The organism is Mycobacterium sp. NGS45 (assembly GCF_059812645.1).
In genome coordinates, this window is the sequence record NZ_JCALDB010000001.1 from 144,339 (window position 1) to 160,379 (window position 16,041).

Annotated in this window: 16 protein-coding genes; 12 read left to right on the top strand and 4 right to left on the bottom strand. The window is 69.1% G+C overall.

Going from position 1 to position 16,041, the window contains the following annotated elements; all coding sequences use genetic code 11:
* Positions 1-79: 79 nt before the first annotated feature.
* The gene (locus AC5Y3P_RS00645) at positions 80-967 is read left to right on the top strand and encodes a phosphoribosylaminoimidazolesuccinocarboxamide synthase (protein ID WP_500043956.1); all 888 of its coding nucleotides are present in this window, start codon (positions 80-82) and stop codon (positions 965-967) included.
* On the top strand, positions 964-3,096 hold the full coding sequence (locus AC5Y3P_RS00650) for a S9 family peptidase (protein WP_500043957.1): 2,133 nt from the start codon (positions 964-966) through the stop codon (positions 3,094-3,096). Before AC5Y3P_RS00645 ends, AC5Y3P_RS00650 begins: the two co-directional genes overlap by 4 nt.
* Here the strand turns inward: AC5Y3P_RS00650 and AC5Y3P_RS00655 are convergent.
* Positions 3,034-3,483 carry a DoxX family protein gene (locus AC5Y3P_RS00655; RefSeq protein ID WP_500043958.1) on the bottom strand — a complete coding sequence of 150 codons (450 nt, stop codon included), beginning with the start codon at positions 3,481-3,483 and terminating at the stop codon, positions 3,034-3,036. The two genes, AC5Y3P_RS00650 and AC5Y3P_RS00655, sit on opposite strands and share 63 nt — an antisense overlap.
* Positions 3,484-3,572: 89 nt before the next feature.
* Between AC5Y3P_RS00655 and AC5Y3P_RS00660 the strand changes: the two genes are divergently transcribed.
* The 4 genes from AC5Y3P_RS00660 to AC5Y3P_RS00675 all read left to right on the top strand — a co-directional run bounded on the left by AC5Y3P_RS00660 (position 3,573) and on the right by AC5Y3P_RS00675 (position 7,104).
* On the top strand, positions 3,573-4,136 hold the full coding sequence (locus tag AC5Y3P_RS00660) for a TetR/AcrR family transcriptional regulator (protein ID WP_500043959.1): 564 nt from the start codon (positions 3,573-3,575) through the stop codon (positions 4,134-4,136).
* Positions 4,137-4,157: 21 nt separating this feature from the next.
* Positions 4,158-4,646 (top strand): glutathione peroxidase, encoded by a 489-nt coding sequence (locus tag AC5Y3P_RS00665; RefSeq protein WP_500043960.1) that lies wholly within the window; start codon positions 4,158-4,160, stop codon positions 4,644-4,646.
* A gap of 61 nt (positions 4,647-4,707) precedes the next feature.
* Entirely contained in the window at positions 4,708-5,412 is a 705-nt protein-coding gene (locus AC5Y3P_RS00670) for a DUF2334 domain-containing protein (protein ID WP_500043961.1), read from the top strand.
* A gap of 51 nt (positions 5,413-5,463) precedes the next feature.
* A complete protein-coding gene (locus tag AC5Y3P_RS00675; protein ID WP_500043962.1) occupies positions 5,464-7,104 on the top strand; it encodes an FAD-binding dehydrogenase in 1,641 nt (546 codons plus the stop codon).
* Positions 7,105-7,129: 25 nt separating this feature from the next.
* Here AC5Y3P_RS00675 and AC5Y3P_RS00680 read toward each other — a convergent pair whose 3' ends face one another.
* Both AC5Y3P_RS00680 and AC5Y3P_RS00685 read right to left on the bottom strand, forming a co-directional pair.
* Positions 7,130-8,350 (bottom strand): cytochrome P450, encoded by a 1,221-nt coding sequence (locus AC5Y3P_RS00680; protein WP_500043963.1) that lies wholly within the window; start codon positions 8,348-8,350, stop codon positions 7,130-7,132.
* A 59-nt stretch (positions 8,351-8,409) separates the two neighbouring features.
* Entirely contained in the window at positions 8,410-9,048 is a 639-nt protein-coding gene (locus tag AC5Y3P_RS00685) for an MBL fold metallo-hydrolase (protein WP_500043964.1), read from the bottom strand.
* Positions 9,049-9,093: 45 nt separating this feature from the next.
* Here AC5Y3P_RS00685 and AC5Y3P_RS00690 point away from each other — a divergent pair, with 45 nt between their 5' ends.
* Genes AC5Y3P_RS00690 through AC5Y3P_RS00710 form a run of 5 tightly spaced genes read left to right on the top strand, consistent with a single transcriptional unit; the run spans position 9,094 to position 12,851 of the window.
* Positions 9,094-9,756 (top strand): ATPase, encoded by a 663-nt coding sequence (locus AC5Y3P_RS00690; RefSeq protein WP_500043965.1) that lies wholly within the window; start codon positions 9,094-9,096, stop codon positions 9,754-9,756.
* Between the two features lie 43 nt (positions 9,757-9,799).
* Positions 9,800-10,039, top strand: coding sequence for a phosphoribosylformylglycinamidine synthase subunit PurS (gene purS / locus AC5Y3P_RS00695; protein ID WP_500043966.1), 240 nt, complete (start codon positions 9,800-9,802; stop codon positions 10,037-10,039).
* Entirely contained in the window at positions 10,036-10,710 is a 675-nt protein-coding gene (gene purQ / locus AC5Y3P_RS00700; RefSeq protein ID WP_500043967.1) for a phosphoribosylformylglycinamidine synthase subunit PurQ, read from the top strand. The genes purS and purQ overlap by 4 nt, the downstream gene beginning before the upstream one ends.
* A 19-nt stretch (positions 10,711-10,729) precedes the next feature.
* Positions 10,730-11,536 carry an acyl-CoA thioesterase gene (locus AC5Y3P_RS00705; protein ID WP_500043968.1) on the top strand — a complete coding sequence of 269 codons (807 nt, stop codon included), beginning with the start codon at positions 10,730-10,732 and terminating at the stop codon, positions 11,534-11,536.
* 25 nt (positions 11,537-11,561) lie between these two features.
* Entirely contained in the window at positions 11,562-12,851 is a 1,290-nt protein-coding gene (locus tag AC5Y3P_RS00710; RefSeq protein ID WP_500043969.1) for a M18 family aminopeptidase, read from the top strand.
* Between the two features lie 90 nt (positions 12,852-12,941).
* Here the strand turns inward: AC5Y3P_RS00710 and AC5Y3P_RS00715 are convergent, their stop codons facing one another.
* On the bottom strand, positions 12,942-13,520 hold the full coding sequence (locus AC5Y3P_RS00715) for an LGFP repeat-containing protein (protein WP_500043970.1): 579 nt from the start codon (positions 13,518-13,520) through the stop codon (positions 12,942-12,944).
* Between the two features lie 234 nt (positions 13,521-13,754).
* Here AC5Y3P_RS00715 and purL point away from each other — a divergent pair, with 234 nt between their 5' ends.
* Entirely contained in the window at positions 13,755-16,037 is a 2,283-nt protein-coding gene (gene purL / locus AC5Y3P_RS00720; protein WP_500044257.1) for a phosphoribosylformylglycinamidine synthase subunit PurL, read from the top strand.
* Positions 16,038-16,041: the final 4 nt, after the last annotated feature.

Sequence of the window (16,041 nt, forward strand, 5' to 3'; positions counted from 1 at the left end):
GCCGGCGCCCGGCGGGGGCCGATCGGGTCAGCGCCACCGGTGCGAATCAGCACCCGCCGCACACCGCTAGGCTGGCCCGATGCGACCCGCGCTGTCCGAATACCAACACCTGTCCAGCGGCAAGGTCCGCGAGCTGTACCGGATCGACGACGAAACGCTGCTGTTCGTGGCCTCCGACCGGATCTCGGCCTACGACTACATCCTGGACACCCAGATCCCGGACAAGGGCCGCATCCTGACCGCGATGAGCGTGTTCTTCTTCGATCTGCTCGATGTGCCCAACCACCTGGCCGGCCCGCCGGACGATCCGCGCATCCCGGACGAAGTGCTGGGCCGCGCGCTGGTGGTGCGCAAGCTGGACATGATCGAAGTCGAGTGCGTCGCGCGCGGTTATCTGACCGGCTCGGGTCTGCTGGACTACCAGCGTACCGGCCAGGTGTGCGGTATCGCGCTGCCGGCCGGGCTGGGCGAGGCCAGCAAGTTCGACCGGCCGCTGTTCACCCCGGCCACCAAGGCCGCGATCGGCGCGCACGACGAGAACGTCGCGTTCGACGCGGTGGTGGCCCAGGTGGGCGCCGAACGTGCCGAGCAGTTGCGCGAGCTGACCCTGCAGATCTACCGGCAGGGCGCCGAGCACGCGGCCTCGCGCGGTGTGATCATCGCCGACACCAAGTTCGAGTTCGGGGTGGACTCGGCCGGCACGCTGCGGTTGGCCGACGAGGTGTTCACCCCGGACTCCTCGCGGTACTGGCCGGCCGACGAGTACCAGCCCGGCCGGGTGCAGAACAGCTACGACAAGCAGTTCGTCCGTAACTGGCTCACTGCACCGGAGTCGGGCTGGGACCGGGCCGGTACCCCGCCGCCGTTGCCGCCGGAGATCGCGGCGGCCACCCGGGAACGCTATATCGAAGCCTACGAACGGATTTCCGGCCGCAGCTTCGCCGACTGGATCGGACCCGCCGCATGAGCCCGACCCCACCGGTCGCCAAGCGGATAGCGCATCGCCGCGAGTTCCACGGCGATCTGTTCACCGACCCGTACGAGTGGCTGCGGGACAAGGCCGACCCCGAGGTGATCGCCCACCTGGAGGCCGAGAACCACTACGTCGACGCGGTCACCGAGCACCTGGAACCGTTGCGGCAGCGGATCTTCGACGAGATCAAGGCCAGGACCAAGGAGACCGACCTGTCGGTCCCGACCCGGCGGCGCGAGCACTGGTACTACGCGCGCAGCTTCGAGGGCAAGCAGTACGGCGTGCACTGTCGCTGCCCGGTGCGCGGTCCGGACTACTGGAGCCCGCCGGAGCTCGACGAGCACACCGAGGTGCCCGGCGAACAGGTGCTGCTCGACGAGAACGTCGAGGCCGACGGTCACGAGTTCTTCGCCTTGGGCGCGGCCACCATCAGCCCGGACGGCAACCTGCTGGCCTACTCGGTGGACGTGCATGGTGATGAGCGTTACACCTTGCGGTTCAAGGACTTACGCACCGGGCAGCGCTACCCCGACGAGATCACCGGGATCGCTGCCGGCGCCACTTGGGCCGCCGACAACGCGACGATCTACTACACCACCGTCGACGACGCCTGGCGCACCGATACGGTATGGCGCTATCGGTTGGGCAGCGGAGCGCCCGCCGAGCAGGTGTACCACGAACCCGATGAACGGTTCTGGCTCGGTGTCGGCCGCAGCCGCAGCGACGCCTACGTGATGATCGGCTCTGGATCCGGAATCACCGCTGAGGTTTTCGTCGCCGATGCGCACGATCCGAACGCCGAGTTCACCAGCGTGTGGGGCCGCCGCGAAGGCGTGGAGTATTCGGTGGAGCACGCCGTGGTCGGTGGCCAGGACCGGTTCCTGATCCTGCACAACGACGGCGCGGTCAACTTCATGCTGACCGAGGCGCCGGTCACCGATCCTGCTGATCAGACCGTGTTGATTCGGCACGACGACGAGGTGCGCCTGGAGGCCGTGGACGCCTTCGCCGATCAGTTGGTGGTCAGCTACCGGCGAGAAGCGTTGCCCCGCTTCCAGATTTGGCCGATCCGGCCGGACGGCAGCTACGGTGATCCCGAGGAGATCGGCTTCGAATCCGAGCTGATGTCCTCGGGGCTGAGCGCCAACCCGAACTGGGCCGCGCCCCGGTTGCGGTTCGCGGCAACTTCATTCGTCATCCCGGTCCGAGTCTACGACCTGGATCTGTGCACCGGCGAGCAGATCCTGCTGCGGGAACAACCGGTGCTCGGCGACTACCGGCCCGACGACTACGTCGAGCACCGGGACTGGGCCGTCGCCGATGACGGTGCCCGGGTGCCGATTTCGCTGATCTACCGCAAGGTCATCGAGTTGCCGGCCCCGGCGCTGCTGTACGGCTACGGCTCCTACGAATCCTGCGAGGACCCGCGCTTCTCCATTGCCCGGCTCTCGCTGCTGGACCGCGGCATGGTGTTCGCGGTCGCGCACGTGCGGGGCGGCGGCGAACTGGGCCGGCTGTGGTACGAGCACGGCAAGCTGCTGCAGAAGAAGAACAGCTTCACCGACTTCATCGCGGTGGCAAGACATCTGGTCGACACCAAGGTGACCAAGCCGGAGCAGCTGGTGGCGCTCGGCGGCAGCGCCGGCGGACTGCTGATGGGTGCGGTGGCCAACCTGGCGCCGGAGCTGTTCGCCGGCATCCTGGCGCAGGTGCCGTTCGTCGATCCGCTCACCAGCATGCTGGATCCTTCGTTGCCGCTGACCGTGACCGAATGGGATGAGTGGGGCAATCCGCTGGATGACCCCGAGGTGTACGCCTACATGAAGTCCTATGCGCCGTATGAGAACGTCGCGGCCAAGGACTATCCGGCCATCCTGGCGATGACCTCGCTGCACGACACCCGGGTGCTCTACGTCGAACCGGCCAAATGGGTGGCCGCGCTGCGGCACACCAAGACCGATGCGCATCCGGTGCTGTTGAAGACCCAGATGAGTGCCGGGCACGGCGGGATCAGCGGACGCTACGAGCGCTGGAAGGAAGCCGCGTTCCAGTACGCCTGGTTACTGGCCACCGCCGACCGCGACCACTACGGCGGCGGCCAGGTAGACGATCTGGTGCAGTGAGCGCAGCCCCAGCGGCGTGCTCATCGACTCCGGCGGGTCCGGCATCCGGGCAGCATGCACGTTGGCCGGGAACATCACCAGCAGCAACACCAACAGGCACAGCGCTGCCGGCACTCGGGTCGCCGGCAGCAGCAGTCCGACGGCACCCAGCAACTCCAGCACACCGGTCACGGTGACCAGGAACCCCGGCGCCGGAAGCCGCGGCGGCACGATCCGGATCATGTCGCCGCGCAGCGGTTGCACGAAGTGCGCCACGCCCGTCATCGCGAACATCGAGGCCAGCCCGACGGCGATGGCCTGCGGCCAGCCGTCGACGTAGTCCACCCCCAGCGCGCCCACCGCGCGGGCTAACGCGGTGGCGATCAGCAGGTTCAGTAGCACGGCCATCTCGAACTCCCATCTTGACAGTGACTAGATATCCGCCACGGTAGGTTCGGTAACTAGTCACTGTCAAGATTGCAAGCTAAGCTGGTGGCATGGCCAAGCCCGGGTACCACCACGGCGCACTGCGGACCACGATCCTGGCGCACGCCGCCGACCTGGTGGCCGAACGCGGGGCGGACCGGATCTCGCTGCGTGAACTGGCCCGGGCGGCCGGCGTCTCGCACGCCGCCCCCGCACACCACTTCACCGACCGGCAGGGCCTGTTCACCGCGCTCGCCACCGAAGGTTACGAACTGCTGGCCACCGCACTGGAACAGGCCCGCCCGGACTTCAGCGCGGCCGCGCTGGCCTACGTCCGGTTCGCATTGGACCATCCCGGCCACTTCGCGGTGATGTTCGACAAGTCGCTGATCGACCCGGATGACCCCGCGCTGCGGGCCGCCGAAGCCAGGGCCGGTGCCGAACTGGCCAGCGGCGTGGGCACGTTGCGTGATGCGAAGGCCCAGGCCGACCCAGAGACCGCCCGACTGGCGGCCTGGTCACTGGTGCACGGCCTGGCCACCTTGTGGCGCAACCAGGCCCTCGGCGACGCCGCGGCCACCGAGGACCCGATGATCCTCACCGAACGGATCGGCCGCATGCTGTTCGACGGCTGAGCAGTGTTAGCGTCAGCGCCCATGAGCCTCAAGGACATCGAGCTGACCACCCTGGACGGCCGCGCGACTTCGCTGGCCGAATACCCCGACCGCGCACTGCTGATCGTCAACGTCGCCTCCAAATGCGGTCTGACCCCGCAGTACAGCGCGCTCGAGCAACTGGCGCGCGACTACGCCGAGCGCGGTCTGACCGTGATCGGCGTGCCGTGCAACCAGTTCATGGGCCAGGAACCCGGCACCGCCGAGGAGATCCAGACCTTCTGCTCGACCAGCTACGGGGTCACCTTCCCGCTGCTGGCCAAGACCGACGTCAACGGCGCCGACCGGCACCCGCTGTATGCCGAGCTGACCCAGACCGCCGATGCCGACGGTCAGGCCGGCGACGTGCAGTGGAACTTCGAGAAGTTCCTGGTGGCGCCGAATGGCACGGTGGTCAACCGGTTCCGGCCGCGCACCGAACCCGATGCCCCCGAAGTGATCGCGGCGATCGAGACCGTCCTGCCGCGCTGAGGACACCCGCCGGTCGGGTCGACGACACCGACCGGTCATCTGCGGTCGGCACACTGCAGGCATGGCTGGTCAGCTGATCGTCTCGGTTTCGAGCGTGCGCGCTCAGACCCTCGACGACGCCGTCGACTTCAGCGCGCGGATGACCGCGCGCGCCGTACCGCTGTCCTGGTTCGTCGCGCCGCGCGGCACCGGTCACCAACTCGAGCGTGAACCTGCCACTGTGGCGTGGTTGACCCAGCGGCGCACCGACGGCGACGCGCTGGTGCTGCACGGCTACGACGAGGCAGCAGCTGGTAGGCGATTGCGCGATGAGTTCGCGGCGCTGCCCGCGCACGAGGCCAACCTGCGGTTGATGGCCGCCGACCGGATCCTGGATCACGTCGGTCTGCGCACTCGACTGTTCGCCGCACCGAACTGGACCGCGTCTGAGGGTGTGTTGCGGGTGTTGCCGCGCAACGGCTTCTGGCTCTACGTCGGTGCGACCGGTGTGCACGATCTGGTGCGCGACGCCGTGCTGCGGGCTCGGGTGCTCGGGATCGGATCCGGGTTCGGCGGGCAGTCCTGGTGGTGCCGGACCGTGGTGCTGTCCGCCGAACGGATTGCGCGCCGCGGCGGCACCGTGCGGCTGGCGGTCTCCGGGCGGCAGCTGCGCAAGCCGGCGGTCACCCAGGCGCTGTGCGACGCCGTCGATCTGGCGCTGATGCACGGTGCGGTGCCCACGGTGTACTCCTGGGCGCCCGATCCGGGCGTGGCCCGGGCCGCCTGAGCACACCGCGCATTCGGCCCGCGCTCCCGGTTGGGCGGTTACCGTATCGCCATGGACGCGGACGTCATCGTGGTCGGAGCGGGGCTGGCGGGTTTGGTGGCGGCCGGCGAGCTGGCCGACCGGGGCCGGCAGGTGCTCGTCGTCGAGCAGGAGAACAGCGCCAACCTGGGCGGTCAGGCGTACTGGTCGTTCGGCGGACTGTTCTTCGTCGACAGTCCCGAACAGCGCCGGATGGGTATCCGGGACAGTCACGAACTGGCGCTCCAGGACTGGCTGGGTACCGCGGGCTTCGACCGGGATGAGGACTACTGGCCCAAGCAGTGGGCGCACGCCTACGTCGATTTCGCGGCTGGTGAGAAGCGGGCCTGGCTGCGCGAACGCGGTCTGCAGATCTTCCCGCTGGTGGGCTGGGCCGAGCGCGGCGGCTACGACGCGCGCGGGCATGGCAACTCGGTGCCGCGCTTCCACATCAGCTGGGGTACCGGGCCCGCACTGGTCGAGGTGTTCGCGCGGCGCCTGCGCAACCACTCCCGAGTCCGGTTCGCGCACCGCCATCAGGTCGACGAACTGATCACCGACGCCGGTGCGGTCACCGGGGTGCGCGGCACCGTGCTGGAACCGTCGCGCGCGCTGCGCGGCGCACCGTCTTCACGGAAGGCGGTGGGGGAGTTCGAGTATCGGGCCGGCGCGGTGATCGTCACCAGCGGCGGTATCGGCGGCAATCCGGAGCTGGTGCGACGCAACTGGCCCACCGGCTGGGGCCGGGTGCCCGGCCAGCTGCTGACCGGGGTGCCGGCGCACGTGGACGGCCGGATGATCGCGATCACCGAGTCCGCCGGTGCCCGGGTGATCAACCGGGACCGGATGTGGCACTACACCGAAGGCATCACCAACTACGACCCGATCTGGCCCGACCATGGCATCCGGATCCTGCCCGGGCCGTCGTCGCTGTGGCTCGATGCCACCGGCCGCCGGCTGCCCGGCCCGCTGTACCCGGGTTTCGACACCCTGGGCACGCTGCGCCACATCGTGGCCTCGGGACACGACTACACCTGGTTCATCCTGAACGCCCGGATCATCGAGAAGGAGTTCAGCCTGTCCGGCCAGGAGCAGAACCCCGACCTGACCGGACGCAGTGTGCGCCAAGTGCTTTCCCGGGTGCGCCCGGGCCCGCCGCCGCCGGTGCAGGCGTTCGTCGACCGCGGGGTGGACTTCGTGCAGGCCGGCTCACTGCGGGATCTGGTCGCCGCGATGAACGAGCTGCCGGACGTGGTCCCGCTGGACTTCGCCACCGTGGACGCCGAAGTCACCGCGCGGGACCGGGAAGTGGCCAACCGGTTCAGCAAGGACGGCCAGATCACCGCGATCCGCGGCGCCCGCGCCTACCTGCCGGACCGGATCTCCCGGGTGGTGGCCCCACACCGGCTCACCGATCCCAAGGCCGGACCGATGATCGCGGTCAAGCTGCACATCCTGACCCGAAAGACGTTGGGCGGCTTGGAGACCGATCTGGACTCCCGGGTGCTGCAAGCCGGTGGCGCACCGCTGCCCGGGCTGTACGCGGCCGGTGAGGTGGCCGGCTTCGGTGGCGGCGGCGTGCACGGCTACCGCTCGCTGGAAGGCACCTTCCTGGGCGGCTGCATCTTCTCGGGACGGGCTGCGGGCCGGGCCGCGGCCCGCGACGTGGGTTGAGCCGTTCGGGCACGCTCGGCGGACATCAGAAGGTGATCCGCAGTTCTTCCCAACCGCGCACCGTGGAGGTGGGCGCCAGCCGAGCAGTGTCGTAATCGATACCCCAGTCCGGCCAGCGATTCAGCAACTCGTCGAGCGCCACCCGGCCTTCCAGCCGGGCCAGGTTGGCGCCCAGGCAGTAGTGCAGCCCCTTGCCGAAGGTCAGATGCGAGATGTTGTCCCGGTGGATGTCGAAGACATCCGGGTTGGCGTACCGGTCCGGGTCGCGGTTGGCCGCGCCGAACAGCAGCAGCATGGCACTGCCGGCCGGCACCGTGGCGCCGTAGGCCTGGTAGTCCTCGGCGATGTAGCGGGCCACGTGCGGACCGGTCGGCTCGAAACGCAGCGTCTCATCGATGGTGCGGTTCAGCAGTGAGCGATCGGCGGCCACCGCCCGACGCTGATCGGGATGCTCGGCGAGCACCTTGGCCAGCCAGCCGATCAGCCGGCCGGTGGTCTCGTTGCCCGCGCCGGCCACCACCTGGGTGTAGTGCAGCACCTCCTTGCGGGTCAGTCGGCGGCGCACGCCGTGCTCGTCGTCGAACTCCACGTTCAGCAACGCGGTCATCAGATCGTCGGACGGGTGGTGCGAACGCCACTCGACGTAGTCGGCGTAGATGCTGCCGTCGGCGATCTTCTCGGCCTTGGCCACCTTCATTGGCGCGCCCGGCTTGGTCCGCAGGTTGGCGTCGTTGGCGTCGCGCACCGAGATCTGTTGGGACTCCGGAATTCCCAACAGCATGCCGATCACCCGCATCGGCATCATGGATGCCAGCTCGGCGATGATGTCGAATCCGTCGGAGCCGACGTGCGGGTCCAGGCAGCGCACGCAGAACGCCCGGATCTGATCCTCGATCTCGGCCATCCGGCGCGGGGTGAAGACCCGCGACATCAGACCGCGCAGCATGGTGTGCACCGGCGGATCCTCGAACATCATGACGCCCTTGGGCATCGGGAAGTCCGACTTGATCAGCTCCAGGATGTCGCTGCGGGAGTTGGAGAAGGTCCGCCAATTGGCCAGCGCGCGTTCCACATCCGCGTGCCGGGACAGGGCCCAGAAGTCGTACTGCTCGTTGTAGTACAGCGGCGCCTCGGCGCGCAGCCGGGCATAGGTCGGGTACGGGTTCTGCACGATGTCGATCCGGTACGGGTCGTAGTAGACCGAAGTCGAGGTGCCCTGGGTCTGGTCCTGCACGCGGGAAGTCATCGCCGTCTCCGTCCTACTGCTGAGCGACTGCACAACACCTTAGGGCCGACGGCGCCGGCTCAAAGCGAAATCGAGGCTTCTTCGGTCAACACCCGGAAGTCGGTGTCACACATCTCGGTCAACCGGCTGTAGTAGATGCCGCGGGCTTCCGGCGCGACGATGCCCTGGTGGATCGGCACCGCATGGGCCGGTGCCACCGCGCGCAGGAAATCGACCGCCTCGGAGATCTTCATCCAGGGCGCCGCGGCCGGGGTGGCCAGCACGTCGACCGGCTCGCCGGGGGCGAACAGCGCGTCGCCGGGATGCATCAGCCGCGCCGGATGTTCGCCGTCCCCAACCAGATACGAAATGTTGTCGATGTCCGGGAGCTCCGGGTGGATCACCGCGTGCCGGCCTCCGACGCCGCGCACGGTCAGCTCGCCGACGGTCAGCTGATCACCGACGTGTACCGCCTGCCAGTCCCCGCCGAGTTGCGCCGCGGTCTGCGGATCGGCGTACAGCGCGGCCTGCGGATTGGCCTCGACCAGTGCGGGCAGCCGCTGCGGGTCGGCGTGGTCGGGATGCTGATGGGTGATCAGGATCGCGGTCAGGTCGGTGATGCCCTCGAACCCGTGCGAGAAGATTCCCGGATCGAACAGGACGGTGGTGTCGGGGAAGCTCGCGAGCAGGCAAGAGTGCCCGAAATGCGTCAGTTCCATGCTTACGATTGTGCAGCGCTGGACGGGGAGGCGGGAGGCAACGCGATGGTTCGACTGCTGTTGACGGCCGGGCTGATCTGTTTCAGCACGCTGCTGGCGGCACCCGCACAGGCTGATCCGCGGGCCAACTGTCCGCCGCTCTGCGATCAGATTCCGGCCACCGCGTGGCCGGATCCGGCGCAACTGCCGCTGTACTCGTCCCAGCGCTGGGGCGATCTGGCGCAGGTGGCCCGCACCGTGCCGTGGCCGCAGTTCAAGGCCGAGGAACTGTGCGGCAAGTCCCGTCCGATCGGCGACCCGCGCGAGTACGCGGTGGCGTCCCGCGCGGTGTTGGGCGACGGCGACCCCGGCCAGTGGCACCTGCAGGCCCAGGTGGTGCATTGGCGCGGGGACACCTGGATGGGTGGCCAGTTGGCGTCGGCGGTGTTCGACGCGGCCGTGCGCGCGCTGCGTGAATGTCACGCCAGCGCGCCGGATTACTCGGTCAAGATCAGCACGTCGACACCCACCCAGGTGGCCGCGGTGCTCACCGGACCGAAGATCGTGCACCAGTACCTGATCAGTGACCCGCGTAACAGCACGATCAGCGAATTGGTGCTGTTCGCCGACGCCGGCACCACGGTGCCGTGGCAGCCGCTGCCCGACCAGCAGGTGCTGGCTGCGTTGGCTGCACCACTGTGCACGGCCTACATCGGGTCCTGCGGGTAGAGTCGTGCCGTCCCCACAAGCATTGAGCAGGTAGGAGCCGCGTGTGGCCCGGGTGGTTGTGCACGTCATGCCCAAGGCCGAGATCCTGGACCCGCAAGGGCAGGCGATCGTCGGCGCACTGGGCCGTCTCGGTCACCCTGGCGTCTCGGACGTCCGGCAGGGCAAGCGGTTCGAGCTCGAGGTCGACGACACCGTCGACGACGACACGCTGGCCCAGATCGCCGAATCGCTGCTCGCCAACACCGTGATCGAAGACTGGACCGTCACCCGGGAAGACCAATGAGCCCCCGTGTCGGTGTGATCACCTTCCCCGGCACGCTCGACGACATCGACGCGGCGCGGGCCGTGCGTGCCGTCGGCGCCGAGGCGGTCAGCCTCTGGCACGCCGACGCCGACCTGCGCGGTGTGGACGCCGTCGTGGTGCCGGGTGGCTTCTCCTACGGCGACTATCTGCGCGCCGGCGCCATCGCCCGGTTCGCGCCGGTGATGGGCGAGGTGGTGTCCGCCGCCAACCGTGGTATGCCGGTGCTCGGCATCTGCAACGGATTCCAGGTGCTGTGCGAAGCCGGACTGCTGCCCGGTGCGCTGACCCGCAACGAGGGCCTGCACTTCATCTGCCGAGACGTGTGGCTGCGGGTGGATGCCGTGAACACCGCGTGGACCTCGCGGTACGAGCCGGGCGCCGAGATCCTGGTGCCGCTCAAATCCGGCGAGGGCCGCTACGTGGCGTCCGAGTCCGTGCTCGACGAACTCGAGGGTGAGGGCCGGGTGGCCTTCCGCTACCTGGAGAACCTCAACGGATCCCAGCGTGACATCGCCGGAGTCAGCTCGGCCAACGGCCGGGTGGTGGGCTTGATGCCGCATCCCGAACATGCCACCGAAGCGCTCACCGGACCCTCCGACGACGGGCTCGGGATCTTCTACTCGGCGTTGGACGCGGTGCTGACCGCCTAGCCCGCCGTTGACCGATTCCATGAGCACCCACCCGTTCGATGCTGCCCTGACCTTGAAGTCGTTGGGCACCAACCAGTTCGGCGGCCACACCCGCCCGGAGTGGGCCAACATGGTGGGCCCGTTCGGCGGCATCACGGCCGCCACCCTGCTGCGCGCGGTCGAGGAGCATCCGGACCGGCACGGTGATCCGCTGGCCCTGACGATCAACTACCTGGCTCCGGTCGCCGACGGTGAGTTCGAGATCAGTGCGCGCGCACCGCGCACCAACCGCACCAACCAGCACTGGATCCTGGAGCTGAGCCAGGACGGCGAGCCGAAGGCCACCGCATCAGCGGTCTTCGGGGTGCGTCGGCAGACCTGGTCGGACACCGAAACCGCGGCGCCGGCCGTGCCCGAGCCGGAGAGCCTGCCGGCCAACACCGAATCCCCGCCGGTGGTGTGGGCAGCCAATTACGACATGCGGTTCGTCACCGGCGGGGTGCCGGGCGCCGATGCCGAACCGAACCCGTCGTCGACCAGCACGCTGTGGGTGCGCGACGCCCGTGAGCGCCGGATCGACTTCGCCGCGTTGACCGCACTGTCCGACGTGTTCTTCCCGCGGGTGTTCCTGCGCCGCGGCCAGTTCGTGCCGGCCGGCACGATCAGCATGACGGTGTACTTCCACGCCGACACCGAACAGCTCACCGCCCAGGGCAGCGACTTCGTGTTGGCCACCGCGACCGCCAACCGGTTCGCGGCCGGGCACTTCGACCAGGCCGCGCAGCTGTTCAGCCGCGGCGGGGAGTTGCTGGCCAGCACGCATCAGCTGGTCTACTACAAAGGCTGACCGCCGGTCGGCCAAGATGGTGCCCATGCCCCACACCGCCACCGAAGCCAGCGCAGCGGGCCTGTGCCAGTTCATCGACTCCGCGCCGTCACCGTTTCACGCCTGCCTCACCGCCGCCCGGCGCCTGACCGAAGCCGGGTTCACCCAGCTGCAGGAAACCGATCCGTGGCCGAGCGGTGCGGCGGCGGCAGACCGCTTCTTCGTGGTGCGCGCCGGATCGCTGGTGGCCTGGGACGCGCGCGGCGCGGCCGGCCGGCCGTTCCGGGTGGTCGGCGCGCACACCGACAGCCCGAACCTGCGGGTCAAGCAGCACCCGGACCGCGTGGTCGCCGGCTGGCGGGTGGTCGCGTTGCAGCCCTACGGCGGCGCCTGGCTGAACTCGTGGCTGGATCGCGAACTGGGCATCAGCGGGCGGCTTTCGGTGCGCGACGGGGCCGTGCTGCGCCATCAGTTGGTCCGGCTCGACCATCCGGTGCTGCGGGTGCCGCAGCTGGCCATCCACCTGGCCGAGGACCGCGCCGCGGTCAAACTGGACCCGCAACGGCATCTGGACGCGGTGTGGGCGCTGGGCCCGACGCCGTCGTCGTTCGTAGACGTCGTCGCCGCGGCCGCCGGCGTCGACCCCGGCGAGGTGCTGGGCTTCGACCTGATGACCCACGATCTGAGCCCTTCGGTGGTGTGGGGCGCCGACGACGAGTTCGTCAGCGCGCCGCGGCTGGACAACCAGGCCACCTGCTACGCGGGCCTGGAAGCGCTACTGGCGCTGGGCGACCCGGGTGAGCACCTGCCGGTGCTGGCGCTGTTCGACCACGAAGAGGTCGGCTCGACCTCGGCGCACGGCGCGCAATCCGAGCTGCTGCCCACCACCCTGGAGCGCATCGTGCTGGCCGGTGGCGGTGGCCGCGAGGACTACCTGCGGGCCAAGGCCGGCTCGATGGTGGCGTCCGGGGATATGGCGCACGCCACCCACCCCAACTACCCGGACCGGCACGAACCCGGGCACACCATCGCGGTCAACGCCGGACCGGTGCTCAAGGTGCAACCGAATCTGCGCTACGCCACCGACGGGCGCACCGCGGCCGCGTTCGAACTGGCCTGCCGGCAGGCCCGGGTGGGGCTGCAACGCTACGAGCACCGCGCCGACCTGCCGTGCGGCTCCACCATCGGCCCGATGACCTCGGCGCGCACCGGCATCCCGACCGTCGACGTCGGCGCCGCGCAACTGGCCATGCATTCAGCACGCGAGCTGATGGGCGCGCACGACGTGCCGGCCTACGCCGCCGCGCTGCGCGCCTTCCTGGCGCCGCAGGCCTGACCGGCCGACTCCGCAAGACGACGAAGGTCGGGCAATCCGTGGATTGCCCGACCTCGTCGGTCGGGTGTGCCGACCGGAGTTGGTGCTGTCTCAGTTGGTGGTGACGACGACCTCGTCGGTGTCCGGGTTCCAGGTCACGGTGCCGCGCTGGAACGTGGTCTGCTTGAGGCCCTCCGGGGTGTCGGTCTCGTCGCTGGTCGGGTAGCCCAGGTCGCCCTGCGAGCCGCCCAGCTCGTTCCACTTGTCGCGGATCTTGCCCCACACCACGTGCGTGTTGTCTTCGTAGCTGATGATCACGCCGCCGTCGAACTGCTGGTAGACCCCGCCGTCCGGGTTCTGCTGCTGCTCGGCGGTGGGCGCACCCAGGTCGGTCCGCGCGGTGTCCTCGAGTTCGTTGAACTTGGTCAAGATGACGCCCGACACGGCGTACGCGGTGCCGTCGGCGCCGGTGATCGTGGTCTCTTCGACTTCGACTTCGGTGGTGGCGTCCCCGGGCGCGGTGGTGGTCGCGTCCGGATCCAGCGCCTCCGACACGTCGGTGGCGATCGAGGTCGCCGTCGTGGTTGCTTCCTCTGCGGCGTCCTGGGTCTGCTGGCAGCCGGACCCGATCAGTGCAAATCCGAGGATCGCAGCGGTGAAGGAGATCGTTCGTTTCGTTGCTGTGTGCATGGCTTTCCTTTCGGATGTTCGCTTGACCACGGCAAGCCGCAGCCAGCCGCGATGGTAGCCACCAGCACGCGGGTGTGGGGCGAGCTTTGCCGGACTGAGGTGATACTGCGCTGGTCGGGTGCGCGGTTCGGCGGCCCGGCCGACGACCAGGGCGGTGCCCGCCGAGACACCGAATAGACTGCTCAGGTGACCTCTGAGGCCTCTTCGCTGGATACCGTCGGCTCCGCTGCCCACATCGACACCGTCGAACACGCCGCCGGCACCCCTGACCACCCGCAGCCCTACCGCGAGCTGGGGCTCAAGGATGACGAGTATCAGCGCATCCGCGAGATCCTGGGCCGCCGTCCCACCGACGCCGAACTGGCGATGTACTCGGTGATGTGGAGTGAGCACTGCTCCTACAAGTCCTCCAAGGTGCATCTGCGCTACTTCGGTGAGACCACCACCGAGGAGATGAAAGCCGGCATGCTGGCCGGCATCGGCGAGAACGCCGGGGTGGTCGATATCGGTGACGGCTGGGCCGTCACGTTCAAGGTCGAATCGCACAACCATCCGTCCTATGTGGAGCCCTACCAGGGTGCGGCCACCGGCGTCGGCGGCATCGTGCGCGACATCATGGCGATGGGCGCCCGGCCGGTCGCGGTGATGGATCAGCTGCGGTTCGGTGCGGCCGACGCACCCGACACCCGCCGCGTGGTCGACGGTGTGGTGCGCGGCATCGGCGGCTACGGCAACTCGCTGGGCCTGCCCAACATCGGTGGCGAAACCGTGTTCGACGCCAGCTATGCGGGTAATCCGCTGGTCAACGCGCTGTGCGTGGGTGTGCTGCGCAAGCAGGACCTGCACCTGGCGTTCGCTTCGGGCACCGGCAACAAGATCATCTTGTTCGGCGCCCGCACCGGACTGGACGGCATCGGCGGGGTTTCGGTGCTGGCCAGCGACACTTTCTCCGGCGACGAGGGCGGCACCGGCCGCAAGAAACTGCCCAGCGTGCAGGTCGGCGACCCGTTCACCGAGAAGGTGCTCATCGAGTGCTGCCTGGAGCTGTACGCGGCCGGCCTGGTGGTCGGCATCCAGGACCTGGGCGGCGCCGGACTGTCCTGCGCCACCTCCGAGCTGGCCTCGGCCGGCGACGGCGGCATGCGCATCGAGTTGGACCGGGTGCCGCTGCGGGCGGCCGACATGACCCCGGCCGAGGTGCTCTCCAGCGAATCCCAGGAACGCATGTGCGCGGTGGTCGCCCCGGAGAACGTCGACGCCTTCCTGGCGGTGTGCCGCAAATGGGAGGTGCTGGCCACCGTGATCGGTGAGGTGACCGACGGGGACCGGCTGGAGATCACCTGGCACGGCCAAACCGTCGTCGACGTGCCGCCGCGCACCGTCGCCCATGAGGGCCCGGTCTACCAGCGCCCGCTGGCCAGCCCGGACTACCAGGACGCCCTGGTGGCCGACACCTCGGCCGGGCTGCCCCGACCGCAGAGCGGTGCCGACCTGCGCGAGACCTTGCTGGCGCTGCTGGGCAGCCCGCACCTGTGCAGCCGGGCGTTCATCACCGAGCAGTACGACCGGTACGTGCGCGGCAACACCGTGCTGGCCGAATACGCCGACGGCGGCATGCTGCGGATCGACGAGGAAACCGGCCGGGGCGTGGCGATCTCCACCGACGCCTCCGGCCGCTACACCCAGCTGGACCCGTACACCGGCGCGCAGCTCGCGTTGGCCGAGGCCTACCGCAACGTGGCGGTCACCGGCGCCACCCCGGTGGCGGTGACCAACTGCCTGAACTTCGGCTCACCTGAGGATCCCGGCGTCATGTGGCAGTTCAGCCAGGCGGTCCGCGGCCTCGCGGACGGCTGTGCGGCCCTGGGGATTCCGGTCACCGGCGGCAACGTGAGCTTCTACAACCAGACCGGCTCCACCCCGATCCTGCCCACCCCGGTGGTCGGTGTGCTGGGTGTGATCGACGACGTGCACCGCCGCATCCCGACCGGGTTCGGAACCGAACCCGGTGAGACCCTGCTGCTGCTGGGCGACATCTACGACGAGTTCGACGGCTCGATCTGGGCCCAGGTCACCGCCGATCACCTCGGCGGGGTGCCGCCGCGGGTCGACCTGGCCCGCGAGCAGCTGCTGGCCGAGGTGCTGACCGCGGCGTCCCGCGACGGTCTGGTCTCGGCTGCGCACGACTTGTCCGAGGGCGGGTTGATCCAGGCCGTGGTGGAATCCGCGCTGGCCGGCGAAACCGGTTGCCGGGTACTGCTTCCCGAGGAGTTCTCGACCGGGGACGGTCCGTTCGTCTTCCTGTTCTCCGAATCTTCCGGCCGGGTGCTGGTCGCGGTGCCGCGCACCGAGGAGTCCCGCTTCGTGTCGATGTGCGAGGCCCGCGGTCTTCCGGTGCGCCGGATCGGCGTGGTGGATCAGGGCAGCGACAGCGTGGAGGTGCAGGGCCAGTTCAGCGTGAGCCTGTCGGAGTTGCGCAGCACCTGGGAGAGCGTGTTGCCGGCCCTGTTCGGGTGATCCG